Source organism: Streptomyces eurythermus, assembly GCF_014649115.1.
GTDB classification, from domain to species: domain Bacteria; phylum Actinomycetota; class Actinomycetes; order Streptomycetales; family Streptomycetaceae; genus Streptomyces; species Streptomyces eurythermus.
Window position 1 is genome coordinate 13,808 of sequence record NZ_BMSK01000004.1, and the last position, 16,048, is coordinate 29,855.

Annotated in this window: 19 protein-coding genes; 9 read left to right on the plus strand and 10 right to left on the minus strand. The window is 71.4% G+C overall.

Translation table 11 applies throughout. The annotated features are described in order from the left end of the window. Positions 1–396 precede the first annotated feature (396 nt). Positions 397–1,620 carry a phosphoserine phosphatase SerB gene (serB, locus tag IE251_RS07950; RefSeq protein ID WP_189752201.1) on the plus strand — a complete coding sequence of 408 codons (1,224 nt, stop codon included), beginning with the start codon at positions 397–399 and terminating at the stop codon, positions 1,618–1,620. A 182-nt stretch (positions 1,621–1,802) separates the two neighbouring features. On the opposite strand, the gene IE251_RS07955 is transcribed toward serB, so the two are convergent. The 4 genes from IE251_RS07955 to IE251_RS07965 form a co-directional block, all read right to left on the minus strand. Next, a complete protein-coding gene (locus IE251_RS07955) occupies positions 1,803–2,321 on the minus strand; it encodes a SixA phosphatase family protein (RefSeq protein WP_189752202.1) in 519 nt (172 codons plus the stop codon). 79 nt (positions 2,322–2,400) lie between these two features. Continuing rightward, positions 2,401–2,607 (minus strand): hypothetical protein, encoded by a 207-nt coding sequence (locus IE251_RS07960; RefSeq protein WP_189752203.1) that lies wholly within the window; start codon positions 2,605–2,607, stop codon positions 2,401–2,403. A gap of 202 nt (positions 2,608–2,809) precedes the next feature. After that, positions 2,810–2,929 carry an SGM_5486 family transporter-associated protein gene (locus IE251_RS41670; protein WP_094374424.1) on the minus strand — a complete coding sequence of 40 codons (120 nt, stop codon included), beginning with the start codon at positions 2,927–2,929 and terminating at the stop codon, positions 2,810–2,812. Positions 2,930–2,987: 58 nt separating this feature from the next. Next, on the minus strand, positions 2,988–4,304 hold the full coding sequence (locus IE251_RS07965; protein ID WP_373301977.1) for a CynX/NimT family MFS transporter: 1,317 nt from the start codon (positions 4,302–4,304) through the stop codon (positions 2,988–2,990). An 82-nt stretch (positions 4,305–4,386) separates the two neighbouring features. Between IE251_RS07965 and IE251_RS07970 the strand changes: the two genes are divergently transcribed. After that, positions 4,387–5,079 carry a FadR/GntR family transcriptional regulator gene (locus IE251_RS07970; protein ID WP_189752205.1) on the plus strand — a complete coding sequence of 231 codons (693 nt, stop codon included), beginning with the start codon at positions 4,387–4,389 and terminating at the stop codon, positions 5,077–5,079. Here IE251_RS07970 and IE251_RS07975 read toward each other — a convergent pair. The 4 genes from IE251_RS07975 to IE251_RS07990 all read right to left on the minus strand — a co-directional run bounded on the left by IE251_RS07975 (position 5,057) and on the right by IE251_RS07990 (position 7,881). Next, positions 5,057–5,437, minus strand: coding sequence for a hypothetical protein (locus IE251_RS07975; protein ID WP_189752206.1), 381 nt, complete (start codon positions 5,435–5,437; stop codon positions 5,057–5,059). The two genes, IE251_RS07970 and IE251_RS07975, sit on opposite strands and share 23 nt — an antisense overlap. Positions 5,438–5,666: 229 nt before the next feature. Next, entirely contained in the window at positions 5,667–6,434 is a 768-nt protein-coding gene (gene fabI / locus IE251_RS07980; protein WP_189752207.1) for an enoyl-ACP reductase FabI, read from the minus strand. Positions 6,435–6,439: 5 nt separating this feature from the next. Further along, positions 6,440–7,144, minus strand: coding sequence for a 3-oxoacyl-[acyl-carrier-protein] reductase (gene fabG / locus IE251_RS07985; RefSeq protein ID WP_030791084.1), 705 nt, complete (start codon positions 7,142–7,144; stop codon positions 6,440–6,442). Positions 7,145–7,389: 245 nt separating this feature from the next. Then, positions 7,390–7,881 carry an ATP-binding protein gene (locus IE251_RS07990; RefSeq protein ID WP_189752208.1) on the minus strand — a complete coding sequence of 164 codons (492 nt, stop codon included), beginning with the start codon at positions 7,879–7,881 and terminating at the stop codon, positions 7,390–7,392. A gap of 168 nt (positions 7,882–8,049) precedes the next feature. On the opposite strand from IE251_RS07990, the gene IE251_RS07995 reads away from it, so the two are divergent. From IE251_RS07995 to tyrS, 5 genes are all read left to right on the plus strand, one after another. Further along, entirely contained in the window at positions 8,050–8,901 is an 852-nt protein-coding gene (locus IE251_RS07995; RefSeq protein ID WP_189752577.1) for a helix-turn-helix domain-containing protein, read from the plus strand. A gap of 119 nt (positions 8,902–9,020) precedes the next feature. Next, positions 9,021–9,245 carry a DUF397 domain-containing protein gene (locus IE251_RS42055; protein ID WP_373301978.1) on the plus strand — a complete coding sequence of 75 codons (225 nt, stop codon included), beginning with the start codon at positions 9,021–9,023 and terminating at the stop codon, positions 9,243–9,245. 97 nt (positions 9,246–9,342) lie between these two features. After that, positions 9,343–10,866: a TldD/PmbA family protein gene (locus tag IE251_RS08005; protein ID WP_189752210.1), complete on the plus strand. Its 1,524-nt coding sequence runs from the start codon at positions 9,343–9,345 to the stop codon at positions 10,864–10,866. After that, a complete protein-coding gene (locus IE251_RS08010; RefSeq protein ID WP_189752211.1) occupies positions 10,863–12,257 on the plus strand; it encodes a metallopeptidase TldD-related protein in 1,395 nt (464 codons plus the stop codon). The genes IE251_RS08005 and IE251_RS08010 overlap by 4 nt, the downstream gene beginning before the upstream one ends. A 66-nt stretch (positions 12,258–12,323) precedes the next feature. Next, positions 12,324–13,592: a tyrosine--tRNA ligase gene (tyrS, locus tag IE251_RS08015; RefSeq protein ID WP_189752212.1), complete on the plus strand. Its 1,269-nt coding sequence runs from the start codon at positions 12,324–12,326 to the stop codon at positions 13,590–13,592. Between the two features lie 36 nt (positions 13,593–13,628). Here the strand turns inward: tyrS and IE251_RS08020 are convergent, their stop codons facing one another. Beyond that, positions 13,629–13,913, minus strand: coding sequence for a GlsB/YeaQ/YmgE family stress response membrane protein (locus tag IE251_RS08020; protein ID WP_189752213.1), 285 nt, complete (start codon positions 13,911–13,913; stop codon positions 13,629–13,631). A 245-nt stretch (positions 13,914–14,158) separates the two neighbouring features. Between IE251_RS08020 and IE251_RS08025 the strand changes: the two genes are divergently transcribed. Both IE251_RS08025 and IE251_RS08030 read left to right on the plus strand, forming a co-directional pair. Continuing rightward, positions 14,159–14,566 carry a DUF3099 domain-containing protein gene (locus tag IE251_RS08025; protein WP_189752214.1) on the plus strand — a complete coding sequence of 136 codons (408 nt, stop codon included), beginning with the start codon at positions 14,159–14,161 and terminating at the stop codon, positions 14,564–14,566. Between the two features lie 238 nt (positions 14,567–14,804). Beyond that, positions 14,805–15,029, plus strand: a complete 225-nt coding sequence (locus tag IE251_RS08030) for a hypothetical protein (RefSeq protein WP_030619952.1) — start codon at positions 14,805–14,807, stop codon at positions 15,027–15,029. A gap of 21 nt (positions 15,030–15,050) precedes the next feature. Here IE251_RS08030 and moaA read toward each other — a convergent pair whose 3' ends face one another. Beyond that, positions 15,051–16,040: a GTP 3',8-cyclase MoaA gene (gene moaA / locus IE251_RS08035; protein WP_189752215.1), complete on the minus strand. Its 990-nt coding sequence runs from the start codon at positions 16,038–16,040 to the stop codon at positions 15,051–15,053. Positions 16,041–16,048: the final 8 nt, after the last annotated feature.

Here is a 16,048-nt window from a genome sequence, read left to right on the forward strand (position 1 = left end):
GATGTCGAACATCGTGGGGAACTATTCCAGGCGCGGCCCCCTGACCGAAACCCGGGCCTTGCCGAGCGGTCCCGGGCGCGGTCCACTTCGCCCTGGTGACGGGGGTGAAACCGGGCCGGACGGTGGCAATCGCCGCGAGGGGCGCCAGCGGGGCGGACGCTTTCGCGTGACGGGTGGGAAGCCCGCGACGAGAGGGGCTGCCGCGGCCGGGCCGCGGATCGCCGTTCGCGGGCCGGCGTGGCACGCTCGGGACGGGGGGCCGGGCGGTGTCCGGGGCCGCGCGGCGCGCCGGCCGGCCGCAAGGTCCCCGACACCGGGGCGTCGGCCATTGTTCCGTGTCCGTCAGGCGGACCTCGGCGGCGCGAGGCACTGGGTGCCGGATACGGTGGTGACACCATGAGCGCTTCGCAGACCTCAGCTTCGCAGACCTCCGAGGCCCCCACCCTCCTTGTCAAGATCTTCGGCAAGGACCAGCCGGGCATCACCGCGGGTCTCTTCGACACCCTCGCCGCCTACCTCGTCGACGTCGTCGACATCGAGCAGGTCGTCACCCGGGGCCGGCTGGTGCTGTGCGCCCTGGTGACCCAGCCGCCGGCCGGTCTGGAGGGAGACCTGCGGGCCACCGTGCACAGCTGGGCCGAGTCGATGAAGATGCAGGCGGAGATCATCTCCGGACACGGCGACAACCGTCCGCGCGGCCTCGGGCGCTCCCTGGTGACCGTGCTGGGCCATCCGCTCACCGCCGAGTCGACGGCCGCGATCGCCGCCCGGATCGCGAAGGCCGGCGGCAACATCGACCGTATCTTCCGGCTCGCCAAGTACCCGGTGACGGCGGTGGAGTTCGCCGTCTCCGGCGTGGAGACCGGGCCGCTGCGCACGGCCCTGGCCTCCGACGCCGCGGCACTGGGTGTCGACATCGCCGTGGTCTCGGCGGGCCTGCACCGGCGGGCCCAGCGGCTGGTGGTCATGGACGTGGACTCGACCCTGATCCAGGACGAGGTCATCGAGCTGTTCGCCGCGCACGCCGGCTGTGAGGACCAGGTCGCCGAGGTGACGGCCGCGGCGATGCGCGGGGAGCTGGACTTCGAACAGTCGCTGCACGCGCGCGTGGCGCTGCTGAAGGGGCTGGACGCGTCGGTGGTGGAGAAGGTGCGCGAGCAGGTCCGGCTGACGCCGGGCGCGCGCACCCTGATCCGCACCCTGAAGCGGCTCGGCTACCAGGTGGGGGTCGTCTCCGGCGGCTTCACCCAGGTCACCGACGATCTCAAGGAGCGGCTGGGTCTGGACTTCGCGCAGGCCAACACGCTGGAGATCGTCGACGGCAAGCTGACCGGCCGGGTCGTCGGCGAGATCGTGGACCGGGCGGGCAAGGCGCGGCTGCTGCGCCGGTTCGCCGCGGAGGCCGGGGTGCCGCTGTCGCAGACGGTGGCGATCGGCGACGGCGCCAACGACCTGGACATGCTGAACGCGGCGGGGCTGGGCGTGGCCTTCAACGCCAAGCCGGTGGTACGGGAGGCGGCGCACACCGCGGTGAACTTCCCCTTCCTGGACACGGTCCTCTACCTCCTCGGCATCACCCGGGAAGAGGTCGAGGCGGCGGACACACACGACGAGGGCTGAATCGGGGCGGCCAGGGCCAGGTGGGGCCGGGCCGGGAAGTGCTGGGCCAGGTCTGCCTGCGGGCGGCCGCAGGCAGACCGGTCGCGGAGGGCTCGGCCGCCACGGCTGCGCTGTCGGGAGGGCCCGGCATCCCTCCCGGGTTCCGGGCCCTCCCGCCTACGGCGTGCCGGGGCGGCGGCGGGTCACTCGGCGGGGGCCCAGTAGTCCGTGAGCGTGGCCACGCCGGGCTCGACGCCCTTCCAGTGGCCGTCGTAGGAGAGCAGGGCGAAGGCGGCGGCGGGGAAGCCACGGCGGTTCATCCGGGCGAGCGCGTCGCCCTCGGCCGAGCCGGCCAGGATGTCGGCCAGGCCGTGCACGCCCGGGTTGTGGCCGATGAGGATCACGTTCCGCACCTCGTCGGGCAGCTCGTTGAGCACGGCGATCAGCTCGCCCGGCGATGCCTCGTAGATCCGCTCCTCATAGACGGTCCTCGGCCGGTGCGACAGCTCCTGGACGGCGAGCTTCCAGGTCTCGCGGGTGCGGACCGCCGTGGAGCACAGGGCCAGGTCGAAGGTGATGCCGGTGTCGGCCAGCTTGCGTCCGGCGACAGGGGCGTCCTTGCGGCCTCGCTCGGCGAGTGGGCGCTCGTGGTCGGGAACCTGGGGCCAGTCGGCTTTCGCATGCCGGAAGAGGACGATCCTGCGGGGTTCTGCGACGCTCATGAGATCCAGCTTCGCATGAAACGGGCCACCCGGCGCAGGGAGTTGACCATGCGGATTCACCGCGTGAGGGGGCTTGCCGTCAGCGCGCGGCGAGCTGCTGGACGCGCTCCAGCAACCGCGCGATCGCCGGGTCGCCGCCGGCCGCCTGGGCGTCCGACGGGTTGAGTATCAGCGCGAGCAGCGCGACGAAGGCGAGGGCGGGCAGGGCGAGCGCCCACCAGGGCAGTCGGGTGCCGGCGCCGCCCGTGGTCGCCGGGTGGGGCCGGGAGTGGGTGCGGGCCGGCATGGTCGCCTCCGTGAGTGAGTCTTCGAGGGTGCCGTGACCGCCTCGCGCGGTCACATCTCGAAGCTACGGAATCCAGGGCCGCCAACCCATCAGGATTCCCACCCAGTTGACCCTGACCCTGGCCCCCTAGGGGATGGGGGGCCAGCACCACCATCCGCCCGGAGCAGGACGCCCGGAGCGGGACGAGGGCGGGTCGTCGGTGTCACGGGGACGCGATGGTCGCCACCACGGCGATGATCACGAAGATGGCGAGGAACGAGCCGAAGACGAGCAGCATCTTCTTCTGGCCGTTCTTCGGGTTCGGGTCGAGCACAGGCTGCATGCGTCCAGTCTCGCACCCCGCCTCCCCCGCGAGGGCGCCGGGGCACCCGCCAGTCGGGTCAGTTCGTCGCCTCGTCCTCGACCGTGCGGTCACGCCCGGCGATGAATCCCACCACCATCTGCGGCACCATCAGCGCCGCCATCAGGGCGATCGGCAGTCCCCAGCCGCCGCTCTGCTGGTAGAGCACGCCGACCAGCAGCGGGCCGGGGATGGAGATCAGGTAGCCCGTGCTCTGGGCGAACGCGGACAGCTGGGCCACGCCCGGGCCGCTGCGGGCGCGCATGCCGACCATGGTCAGGGCGAGCGGGAAGGCGCAGTTGGAGACGCCGAGCAGCAGGGCCCAGGCCCAGGCGCCGCCGGACGGCGCGAGGTACAGCCCGGCGTATCCGGCGAGCCCGCAGACGCCCAGTACCAGCACGATCGGCCCCTGGTGGGGCAGGCGGGTGGCGACCCGGGGGATGACGAAGGCCAGGGGCACGCCCATGACCATGGTGACGGCGAGCAGCACACCGGCGGTGCCGGCCGGGACGCCGGCGTCGCGGAAGATCTGCGGCATCCAGCCCATCGTGATGTAGGCGGCCGTGGCCTGGAGGCCGAAGAAGACGGCGAGCGACCAGGCCGTACGGCTGCGGGTGATGCGCAGCGGGGCCTGCGCCTCCGCGGTCTCGGGCGCCGTCTGCCGGGGCCGGGCGTCGGCCGGACCGCGGTCGCGGAGCAGCGGCAGCCAGGGCAGGACGGCGGCGGCGGCGATGGTCGCCCACACGACGAGGCCGGACTTCCAGTTGCCGCCCATGGCGTCGGTGAGGGGGACGGTCAGCGCGGCGGCGAGGGAGGTACCGGCGGCGAGGGCCATCGAGTACAGGCCGGTCATGGAACCGACCCGGTCGGGGAACCAGCGCTTGACGATGACCGGCATCAGGACGTTGCTGACGGCGATGCCCATCAGGGCGAGCGCGCTGGCGGCCAGGAACCCGGCCGTGTTCCCGACGTACGGCCGTACGACCAGGCCGACGGCGATGGCGGCCATACCGGCGCACACCACGGCGGCCGGCCCGAAGCGGCGGGCCAGGCGGGGCGCCATGACACCGAAGACGGCGAAGCACAGCGGGGGCACGGAGGTGAGCAGTCCGGCCACGCTGCCGCTCATGCCGAGCCCGTCGCGGACCTCTTCGAGGAGGGCGCCGAGGCTGGTGATGGCCGGCCGGAGGTTCATGGCGGAGAGCATGATGCCCACGACCACCAGCCGGGTGGCCCACGCGCGCGTGCGGCCCGCGCCGGGGGTCGTCTCTGGGGTGTTCGTCGCGGCGGCAGCACCGCGTGGGGTCGGTGACATCGCCGTACGGGTCTCCACTGTCCGGATTTCCTCACTAGCCATAAGACCCATCATAGAATCATAGGATGATTGCCTGTCCATCCCCGGAGCGTCCCTGCCCGGTCCTCTCGTGCGAAGGTGTGCCATGCCCTTGAGCCACCCGCGTCGTTCGGCGCTGTCCGAGCAGGTCATCGCCGAACTGCGCAACCAGATCGCCTCCGGCGAGTGGCCGGTCGGCTCCCGTATCCCGACCGAGCCGGAACTGGTCGAGCAGCTCGGTGTCGCCCGCAACACCGTCCGCGAGGCCGTCCGCGCGCTCGCGCACAACGGTCTGCTGGACATCCGCCAGGGCTCGGGCACGTACGTCGTGGCCACGAGCGAGCTGGCCGGCGTGATGCACCGCCGCTTCGCCGACGCCGATCCGCGGCACATCGCCGAGCTGCGCTCCACGCTGGAGTCGGCCGCGGCCAAGCTGGCCGCCGAACGGCGCACCGAGAAGGACCTCAAGCAGCTGGACGCGCTGCTCGTCCGCCGCGAGCAGGCGTGGGAGACGGGCGACACGGAGGCCTTCGTGGCGGCCGACGCCACCTTCCATCTGGCGGTGGTGGCCGCGTCCCACAACGACGTGATGACGGCGATGTACGCCGATCTGGGCGAGGTGCTGCGCGACTGGCTGCGCGCGGACGTCGGGGCGGAGCTGACCCCGGAGACCCACATGGACCACGCGCGCCTGGTGGACGCGATCCGCGCGGGGGACGCCGAGGCGGCGGCCGTGGAGGCCGCGAGCTATCCGTTCCTGTGCAATCCGGGCCGGTTCAGCGCGCCTTCTGGTGGCTGATCCACACCGAGCGGATCTCCTTCCAGCACCGGCCGGTGAGCCGTACGGTCATGGCCGGCCAGGCGTCCGCCGGGGCGCTGTCGGTGTCGATGTCCCACCAGCGGGCGCACTCTATGTGCAGCCGTACGCGGTCGATGTCGACATAGGGGTTGTGGCAGTAGGCCACCACCTGGGAGCCGTGGACGGACGTACGGCAGGAGGCGCCGAACCGGCCCGGCGAGGGTGACGCGCCGGCCTCCACGCGCGCGTGCGCGGGCGCGCCGGAGGGCAGCGCGTTGTTCGGCAGTGCGTCGTACGGCAGCGACAGTACGAGGGCCAAGGCCACCGACAGCGGGGCCAGACTGCGGGACAGGCGCACAAGCGGGACCTCCTCGGCCGGGCTGCGGAGGGGCGTGCGAGCGAACGCGTCGTCCGAAGGCGTACTCCCAGGGTGCGCCGCCGGCCCGGCGGCGGCCCGGCCGGTGGGCCGGACGGGTGACACCCCGGCACGCGCGCGCCCGGGCCCACGACGACGCCCCGCTCCCCGCGCACGGCGGGAAACGGGGCGTCGTGAGGCTCACCAGAGCCTCTTGAGGGTCTGGAGGACCTCAGGCGCCGATGGCGTGCAGGCCGCCGTCGACGTGGATGATCTCGCCCGTGGTCTTCGGGAACCAGTCGCTCAGCAGGGCGACGATGCCGCGGCCGGCCGGCTCCGGGTCCTTCAGGTCCCACTCCAGCGGGGAACGGGTGTCCCACACGGAGGCCAGGTCGCTGAAGCCCGGGATGGACTTGGCGGCCATGGAGCCGATCGGGCCCGCCGAGATCAGGTTGCAGCGGATGTTCTGCTTGCCCAGGTCACGCGCCATGTAGCGGCTGGTGGCCTCCAGGGCGGCCTTGGCCGGGCCCATCCAGTCGTACTGCGGCCAGGCGTACTGCGCGTCGAAGGTGAGGCCGACGACCGAGCCGCCGTTCTGCATCAGCGGCAGGCAGGCCATGGTCAGCGACTTCAGGGAGAACGCCGAGACGTGCATGGCGGTGGAGACGGACTCGAACGGCGTGTTGAGGAAGTTGCCGCCGAGCGCGTCCTGCGGCGCGAAGCCGATGGAGTGCACGACGCCGTCCAGGCCGCCCAGCTCCTCGCCGACGACGTCCGCCAGCCGCCCGAGGTGCTCGTCGTTGGTGACGTCCAGCTCGATGACCTTGGTCGGCTTCGGCAGCTTCTTGGCGATGCGCTCGGTCAGCGTGGGCCGCGGGAACGCGGTCAGGATGATCTCGGCACCCTGCTCCTGGGCCAGCTTGGCGGCGTGGAAGGCGATGGAGGACTCCATCAGCACACCGGTGATCAGGACGCGCTTGCCCTCGAGGATTCCGCTCATGGTGATCAGTGACCCATTCCCAGTCCGCCGTCAACCGGGATGACGGCTCCAGTGATGTACGAGGCGTCGTCGGACGCGAGGAAGCGCACCGTCGCGGCGATCTCCTCGGGCTGCGCGTACCGGCCGAGCGGCACCTGGGCGACGATGTTCTGGCGCTGCTCGTCGCTGAGCACCTTGGTCATGTCGGTGTCGACGAAACCGGGCGCGACGACGTTGAACGTGATGTTGCGCGAGCCCAGCTCCCGGGCCAGGGAACGCGCGAAGCCGACCAGCGCGGCCTTGGAGGCGGCGTAGTTCGCCTGTCCGGCCGAGCCGAGCAGACCGACCACGGACGAGATGAGGACGACGCGGCCCTTCTTGGCCCGCAGCATGCCGCGGTTTGCGCGCTTGACGACGCGGAAGGTGCCGGTGAGGTTGGTGTCGATGACCGAGGTGAAGTCGTCCTCGGACATGCGCATCAGGAGCTGGTCCTTGGTGACGCCGGCGTTGGCGACCAGGACCTCGACCGGACCGTGCCGGTCCTCGATCTCCTTGTAGGCCTGCTCCACCTGCTCCGGGTCGGTGATGTCGCACTTGACGGCCAGGAAGCCGGCCGGCGGCTCACCCGAGCGGTACGTGATCGCGACCTTGTCGCCGGCGTCGGCGAAAGCGCGGGCGATGGCGAGGCCGATGCCCCGGTTGCCTCCGGTGACGAGAACCGAGCGGCTCAACAGATCACCCTTTCGATAGCGGTCTTACATATCCGCCCGGACTCCTGGGCGGCAGGCGGCTTCACCGGAAACCTATCGGTATCGCCGCGCCCGCGGGCAATCGGGCACCGACAGTGCCTCATGCCGCACACTGTGGGGTCCCTACAGTCGGCGCACCGCCGGACACCCTCGGACTCGGTCCGCCGTAGCGGGCGCGCGGGCGGAAAGCGCGGCCGCCCCGGCCCGCCGGGTGCCCGAGATGCCCCTCAGTGAGACCGAGCCGAACGCCCGGCCCCGCTGTCGGCATCCGCTGGCGGCACCTCGCACTCCGCCCACACCGTCTTGCCCGGCCCCCGCCGCTCGCCGACACCCCAGCGGGCGGCGACGGCCGCCACGAGGAGCAGTCCCCTGCCGCCCTCAGCATCCAGGGGGCGGCAGGGAGTCTCCGGCCCGGGGGGCTCGGGCCGCTCGGGGTGGGTGTCGGACACCTCGACGCGCACGACACCGGCGGCGCGGTCGAAACTCAGGCGCAGCTCGAAGTCACGGCCCGGGACGCGGCCGTGGAGCGCGGCGTTGGCCGCGAGTTCGGCGACGACGAGAGTGACGGCGTCCGAAGCCTGGCCGCCGTACGGCATGCCCCAGAGGTGGAGACGGTGTGCGGCGAGCCTGCGGGCGAGGCGGGCCCCTCGGCGGGTGGCGGAGAAGCGCTGGACGAACACACTTACGGTTACGGCCACTTGGGCCTCTGGCGCTGACATGGAGCCAGCGTTCTGCTCACGTCCGCGCCGCCAACAGGTACGACGCCCATACAGTCGCGGCTGTATCAGTGCACCCTCTGGACTGGGTGGGTAACTCCCCGTGACCCTGGGTGGGCGGGCGGGGTTTCGGTGAGAGCACGGAGACGTGAGCACAGGAGGCGCGTGGCGATGACGGTGGACCACGGCGGAGGCACTGCGAACAACACTGAAGCCGAACTTTCCGACAGCCTCAAGACCTTCGGCGCGGTCCTGAAGGCGCTGCGGGAAGAAGCCGGGCTGACCCAGGAGGAGTTCGCGCCGCGCGTACGGTACTCGGCCGCGTACATCGCCAAGATCGAGCAGGGCAAACGGTTCCCTCCGGCGGATCTGCCGGCACGGGCGGGTGAGGTGCTGGGGCCGGTCGGGGCGAAGGTCCTTACGGCGGCGGCGCGGAGTCTGACGAGGAAGGCGCTGCTGGCGTCCTGGTTCCGGCAATGGGCCGGGATCGAGGAGGAGGCGATCACCCTCTACGCCTATGAATGCCGGGCGGTTCCGGGGTTGTTGCAACCGGAGGCGTACATCCGGGCGATCTTCGACCGGCGGCTTCCGCCGGCGTCCGAGGAACAGATCGAACGCGAGGTCGCATCTCGGCTGGACCGCCAACAGATCGTTTCCGCCAACCAGAACACAGCCTTCGGTTTCATCATCGAACAGGGCGTGCTGGAGCGTCGTATGGGGGGACGCGATGTCACCAGGCAAGTCATCAGCCATCTCCTTGAGATGAGCACGCGGCGCAACGTCGAGATCCAGCTCATGCCCACCGTCCAAGAGGACCACTGCGGCATTGACGGTCAGATGTACCTGGCCGAAACACCTGCTCATCAGTGGATCGGCTACACGGAAGGGCAGCGGTCGAGCAACCTGATCTCCGCGCCCAAGGACGTCAGCGTTCTGCTCCAGCGCTATGGCAAGCTGCGTTCCCAGGCCCTGGACTGCCGGGCTACCGTGGAGCTGCTGGAACAGATGCGAGGAGCGCTATGAGCACCACCGACGAGCTGAGCTGGTTCAAAAGCAGCTACAGCGGCAGCGAGAACGACAACTGCGTCGAGGTCGCCATGCTCCCCGCAGCAGTCCACGTACGCGACTCCAAGCACAAGGACATCCGCCCCCTCACCGTCACCCCCGCCGCCTGGACAGCCTTCACCACGCTCGCGACGGGCGACTGGTTCAAGAGCAGTTACAGCGGCAGCGAGGGCGACAACTGCGTGGAGGTCGCCCTGCGTCCCGAGGCGGTCCACGTCCGGGACTCCAAGGACAAGGCCATCCGCCCCCTCACCGTCACCCCGGCCGCCTGGACGGCCTTCACCGCGCTTCTGGACGGCTGAGTTCGCGGCCAGGGATTCTCCCGGGAGTGTGACCGGCGGGGCATGATTCACTGCCTGCGAAAGTCACCACAGGCAAGCGCCCGAAGGGATCCCAACGGTGCCCCACGAAGTCGATCAATCATTCCTGGCGCTCCCCCTACGCGCCCTCGCCGACGCCGCGCTGGCGCGCGCGCGTGCGCTGGGCGCCGAGCACGCGGACTTCCGGTTCGAGCGGGTGCGCAGCGCCTCCTGGCGGCTGCGGGACGCGCGGCTCGCCGGATCGTCGGACACCACCGACCTCGGGTACGCGGTCCGGGTGGTGCACGGCGGCACCTGGGGCTTCGCCTCCGGCGTGGACCTGACCATGGACGCCGCCGCCCGGGTCGCCTCGCAGGCGGTGGCCATGGCCAAGCTGTCCGCGCAGGTGATCAGGGCCGCCGGGTCGGACGAACACGTGGAGCTGGCCGACGAGCCGGTGCACGCCGACAAGACGTGGGTCTCCTCGTACGAGATCGATCCGTTCTCGGTGCCGGACGAGGAGAAGTCGGCGCTGCTGGCGGAGTGGAGCAACCGGCTGCTGCGCGCGGACGGCGTGGACCACGTCGACGCCTCGCTGCTCACCGTCCACGAGAACAAGTTCTACGCGGACACCGCCGGGACGGTGACCACCCAGCAGCGGGTACGGCTGCACCCGCAGCTGACGGCCGTGTCGGTCGACGAGGCGAGCGGCGAGTTCGACTCGATGCGCACCCTCGCCCCGCCGGTGGGGCGCGGCTGGGAGTACCTGACCGGGACCGGCTGGGACTGGGACGACGAGCTGGCCCGGATCCCGGAGCTGCTCGCCGAGAAGATGCGGGCGCCGAGCGTGGAACCGGGCGTGTACGACCTGGTGGTGGACCCCTCCAACCTGTGGCTGACCATCCACGAGTCCATCGGCCACGCCACCGAGCTGGACCGCGCCCTCGGCTACGAGGCCGCCTACGCCGGTACCTCCTTCGCCACCTTCGACCAGCTCGGCAAGCTGCGGTACGGCTCCGAGCTGATGAACGTCACCGGTGACCGCACCGCCGAGCACGGCCTGGCCACCATCGGCTACGACGACGAGGGCGTGGCGGCGCAGTCCTGGGACCTGGTGAAGGACGGCACGCTGGTCGGTTACCAGCTGGACCGGCGGATAGCGCGGCTGACCGGGTTCGAGCGGTCCAACGGGTGCGCGTACGCCGACTCCCCCGGGCACGTTCCGGTGCAGCGCATGGCCAACGTGTCGCTGCGGCCGGATCCCGCCGGGCTGTCCACGGAGGACCTGATCGGGGGCGTGGACCGGGGCATCTACGTCGTCGGTGACCGGTCCTGGTCGATCGACATGCAGCGGTACAATTTTCAATTTACCGGCCAGCGCTTCTTCAGGATCGAGAACGGGCGGATCACCGGTCAGCTGAAGGACGTCGCCTACCAGGCCACGACGACCGACTTCTGGGGCTCCATGGCGGCCGTCGGCGGTCCGGGGACGTATGTCCTCGGCGGCGCCTTCAACTGCGGCAAGGCCCAGCCGGGCCAGGTCGCCGCCGTGTCCCACGGCTGCCCGTCGGCCCTCTTCAAGGGCGTCAACATCCTCAACACCACGCAGGAGGCCGGCCGATGAGCGCCCGTACCCAGAAGCCGCACGAGATCGTCGAGCAGGCGCTGGCGCTGTCCCGGGCGGACGGCTGTGTCGTCATCGCCGACGAGCACTCCACCGCCAATCTGCGCTGGGCGGGCAACGCGCTCACCACCAACGGGGTGACCCGCGGCCGTACGCTCACCGTGATCGCGACCGTGGACGGCGCCGAGGGCACCGCCTCCGGTGTGGTGTCCCGGTCGGCGGTCACCGCCGGGGAACTGGAGCCGCTGGTGCGGGCCGCCGAGGCCGCCGCGCGCGGTGCCGGGCCCGCCGAGGACGCCCAGCCGCTGGTCGGCGGGGTGCCCCAGTCCCCCGACTTCACGGACGCGCCCGCCGAGACCTCCTCCGCGGTGTTCGCCGACTTCGCGCCGGCGCTCGGCGAGGCCTTCGCCCGCGCGCGTGCGGGCGGCCGGGAACTGTACGGTTTCGCCAACCACGAGCTGGTGTCGACCTATGTGGGCACGTCCACCGGGCTGCGCCTGCGGCACGACCAGCCCACCGGCACCCTGGAGCTGAACGCCAAGTCCCCGGACCGGACCCGCTCGGCGTGGGCCGGCCGCTCCACCCGGGACTTCAAGGACGTCGACCCCGGCGCGCTCGACGCCGAGCTGGCCGTACGGCTCGGCTGGGCCGAGCGGCGCGTCGAACTGCCCGCGGGCCGGTACGAGACGCTGCTGCCGCCGACCGCGGTCGCGGACCTGCTGATCTACCAGCTGTGGTCGGCCTCCGGCCGGGACGCCGTCGAGGGGCGGACGGTGTTCTCCAAGCCGGGCGGCGGCACCCGGATCGGGGAGCGGCTCTCGGAACTGCCGCTCACCCTGCGCAGCGACCCGAACGAGCCGGGGCTGGAGTGCCCGCCCTTCGTGATCTCCCACTCCTCCGGCGGCGACGAGTCCGTGTTCGACAACGGGCTGCCCACGCACGCCACGGAGTGGATGGACCGGGGCGTGCTGAAGCACCTGACGACGACCCGGCACAGCGCGGCCCTGACCGGGCTCCCGGTCGCCCCCTCGCTCGGCAACCTGATCCTGGACGGCGGCGGCGACCGCTCGCTGGAGCAGATGGTCGCGGACACCGAACGCGGGCTGCTGCTGACCTGCCTGTGGTACATCCGCGAGGTCGATCCGGCGACCCTGCTGCTCACGGGCCTGACCCGGGACGGCGTCTACCTGGTGGAGAACGGCGAGGTGACCGGGCAGGTGAACAACTTCCGGTTCAACGAGTCGCCGGTGGACCTGCTGGGCCGGGCCACCGAGGCCGGGCGGACGGAGCGGACGCTGCCGCGCGAGTGGAGCGACTGGTTCACCCGCGCCGCGATGCCCGCCCTGCGGATCCCGGATTTCAACATGAGCTCTGTCAGCCAGGGCGTATAACCTCGTAGGCGTTCGTGGTCGGGTGTCACCCGGCTGCCGGAAGATCATCAAGGAGACACGAGAACCGTGACGGACATCGTCGACGAGCTGAAGTGGCGCGGGCTGTTCGCCCTGTCCACCGACGAAGACGCATTGCGCAAGGCGCTCGCGGACGGTCCCGTCACGTTCTATTGCGGTTTCGACCCGACGGCGCCCTCCCTGCACGTGGGGCACCTGGTGCAGGTGCTCACCGTGCGCCGGCTCCAGCAGGCCGGGCACCGTCCGCTGGCGCTCGTCGGCGGGGCCACCGGCCTGATCGGCGACCCGCGTCCGACGGCCGAGCGCACGCTGAACGACCCGGAGACGGTGGCCGGCTGGGTGGACCGGCTGCGCGCCCAGATCGAACCGTTCCTGTCCTTCGAGGGCGAGAACGCGGCGATCATGGTCAACAACCTGGACTGGACCTCGGGCCTGTCCGCGATCGAGTTCCTGCGGGACATCGGCAAGCACTTCCGCGTCAACAAGATGCTGACGAAGGACTCCGTGGCCCGCCGCCTGGAGTCCGACCAGGGCATCAGCTACACCGAGTTCAGCTACCAGATCCTCCAGGGCATGGACTTCCTCCAGCTCTACCGGCGCTACGGCTGCACGCTCCAGCAGGGCGGCAGCGACCAGTGGGGCAACCTCACGGCCGGGCTGGACCTGATCCACCGGCTGGAGCCGGACGCCTCGGTGCACGCCCTGGCCACCCCGCTGATGACCAAGGCTGACGGCACCAAGTTCGGCAAGACCGAGGGCGGCGCCGTCTGGCTCGACCCGGAGCTGACGACGCCGTACGCGTTCTACCAGTTCTGGCTGAACGTGGACGACCGGGACATCTCCCGGTACATGCGCATCCTGTCCTTCAAGTCCCGCGAGGAGCTGGAGGAGCTGGAGCGGCAGACCGAGGAGCGTCCGCAGGCCCGGGCGGCGCAGCGGGCGCTCGCCGAGGAGCTGACCACGCTGGTGCACGGCGCCGACCAGACGGCCGCGGTGATCGCCGCGTCCGGGGCGCTGTTCGGCCGGGGCGAGCTGGCGGAGCTGGACGAGCGGACGCTGGCCGCGGCGCTGTCGGAGGTGCCGCACGCCCGGGTCTCCGAGCTGGCCCCGGTGGTCGACCTGCTCACCGAGGTCGGCCTGGTGCCCAGCAAGTCCGCCGCCCGGCGGACGGTGAAGGAGGGCGGGGCCTACGTGAACAACGTCAAGATCACCGCGGAGGACGCGGTGCCCGCCCGGGAGGACCTGCTCCACGGGCGGTGGCTGGTGCTGCGGCGCGGGAAGAAGAACCTCGCCGCGGTGGAGGTCGTCGCCGGCTGACGCCGTGCGGTGTGGGGGCGCGGGACACCCGCGCCCCTACACCCGGGCCCGGTGCTTCCTCTTGCCCAGCGTCGCCATGTAGAGCGCGTCGACGGCCGCGACGATGATGATCGCCGCCACCAGCTGGAAGATGTGCCGGCTCCAGTCGATGCCCTTGGTCTCCGACACGCCGACCGCGCGGGCGATCGCGTTGCCCACGATGGCGCCGAGGATGCCGCAGATGGTGGTCAGCCAGAGGGGGCTGTGCTGCTTGCCCGGAATGACCGCCTTGGCGATGATGCCCAGCACGAATCCCACGATGATCGCCCACAACCAGCCCATGGCTGCCTCCTCGTACGGCTCGACGTGAGCATTACGCCCAGTGTGGGGCGGTGCGCCGTACGGCGCATGTCGGCTTAGCCCGTACGCGCCGGGGCCGGGGACGTCGTCGCAGGCAGGGGGCGACCCGGCCTCGATAGCCGGGTGGAGGCGGCGTAACGTGGGGGGTGGCCCGGCAGGGTTCTCCGCCGGATGCGGACGAGGGTGCGGGCCGGGACGGGTCCGATGCGGGCGGATGGTGAATGGTGATGCGGAAACAGCACGGCGGTGGCGTCCAGGTGTTCCGGATCACCGGCGCGCGAACCGGACTCGCCGAGGATGTCCGGGGCCGGCAGCGGCGGTATGTGATCTCGATGTCGGTCCGTACCGTGTCGGTGATCCTCGCGGCCTCCCTGTGGAACGTCGAGCGGTACGTCGCGATCGTGGCGCTCGTACTCGGCGCGGTGCTGCCCTATATCGCCGTGGTGGTCGCCAACGCGGGCCGCGAGCGGCCGCCGTCGCTCCCGTCGACGTTCGTCACCACGCCGCTGCGTCCGATGATCGCGGCCCCGTCGGCCGAGGACCAACAGGCGGACTCGGTACGGGATTCCGCACCGCGCGACGTGCCGACGAACCAGACGGCCGGGGCGGGTGGCGAGCGCCCCGACCCGGTCTGAGCACGGCGGACACGGGGACCTTTGGGGCTGTCACCTGGGAGCTCAAGAAAACCTCAGATCAATCTAGCTGTTCCGGTCCCGGGCGATGGGGTAGCCGTGACATACTGCGTAGGCGCTCCGCATCCCCCGTCGGAGCGACGGACCGACGCCGGGCAGCTCCCCCCGTGGCTGCCCGGCGTCGCCTTGTTTTCCGCCCTTTCGTTTTCCGCCCCTCGATGACACGAACCGAGACGAAACCGTGAGTGACGAGACCCCGATCTGCTCGGCCAAGGGCTGCCGCACGGCCGCCGTGTGGGTGCTGGCGTGGAACAACCCCAAGGTCCACACACCGGAGCGGCGCAAGACGTGGCTGGCGTGCGAGGAGCACCGCGAGCATCTGTCGCAGTTCCTCGGCGTGCGGGGGTTCCTGAAGGACGTCGTCCGTTTCGAGGAGTGGCGGGCCGCCGAGGAGGCCGGGGCGTAGAGCCGGGGCACCGCGCCCGGTTCAGCCGCCGATCGCCGACATGGGCCGGTCCGGCTGGACGAACGACGGGTCGTCCAGGCCCGCTCCGGCCTTCTTGCCCCACATCGCCAGCTTCCAGACGCGGGCGATCTCCTCGTCCGGGGCGCCCGAGCGCAGGGCCGCGCGGAGGTCGGTCTCCTCGGTGGCGAACAGGCAGGTGCGTATCTGGCCGTCGGCGGTGAGGCGGGTGCGGTCGCAGGCCGCGCAGAACGGCCGGGTCACCGAGGCGATCACGCCGACCCGGTGCGGGCCGCCGTCCACCAGCCAGCGCTCCGCGGGGGCGGAGCCGCGCGCGTCGGCGCCCTCGGGGGTGAGGTCGAAACGGGTGCGCAGGGAGGCGAGGATGTCCCCGGCGGTGACCATGCCCTCGCGCTTCCAGCCGTGCTGGGCGTCCAGCGGCATCTGCTCGATGAACCGCAGTTCGTAGTCGTGCTCGATCGCCCAGGCGAGCAGGTCCGGGGCCTCGTCGTCGTTCAGGCCCGGCATCAGGACCGAGTTGACCTTGACCGGGGTCAGACCGGCCTCGCGGGCGGCGGCCAGGCCGTCCAGGACGTCCTGGTGGCGGTCGCGGCGGGTGAGGGTCTTGAAGACGTCCGGGCGGAGGGTGTCCAGGGAGACGTTGACCCGGTCCAGGCCCGCCGCCTTCAGCGCGGTCGCGGTGCGGACCAGGCCGATACCGTTGGTGGTCAGGGACATCCGGGGGCGCGGGTCGAGGGCGGCGACGCGCTCCACGATGCCGGGCAGGCCGGGGCGCAGCAGGGGCTCGCCGCCGGTGAAGCGGACTTCCTCGATGCCGAGGGTGCGCACGGCGATGCCGATGAGGCGGACGATCTCGTCGTCCGTGAGCAGGTCGGGCTTGGCCAGCCACTGCAGGCCCTCCTCGGGCATGCAGTAGGTGCAGCGCAGATTGCACCGGTCGGTCAGCGAGACCCGCAGGTCGGTGGCCACCCGGCCGTAGGTGTCGATGAGCACGTGGGCCC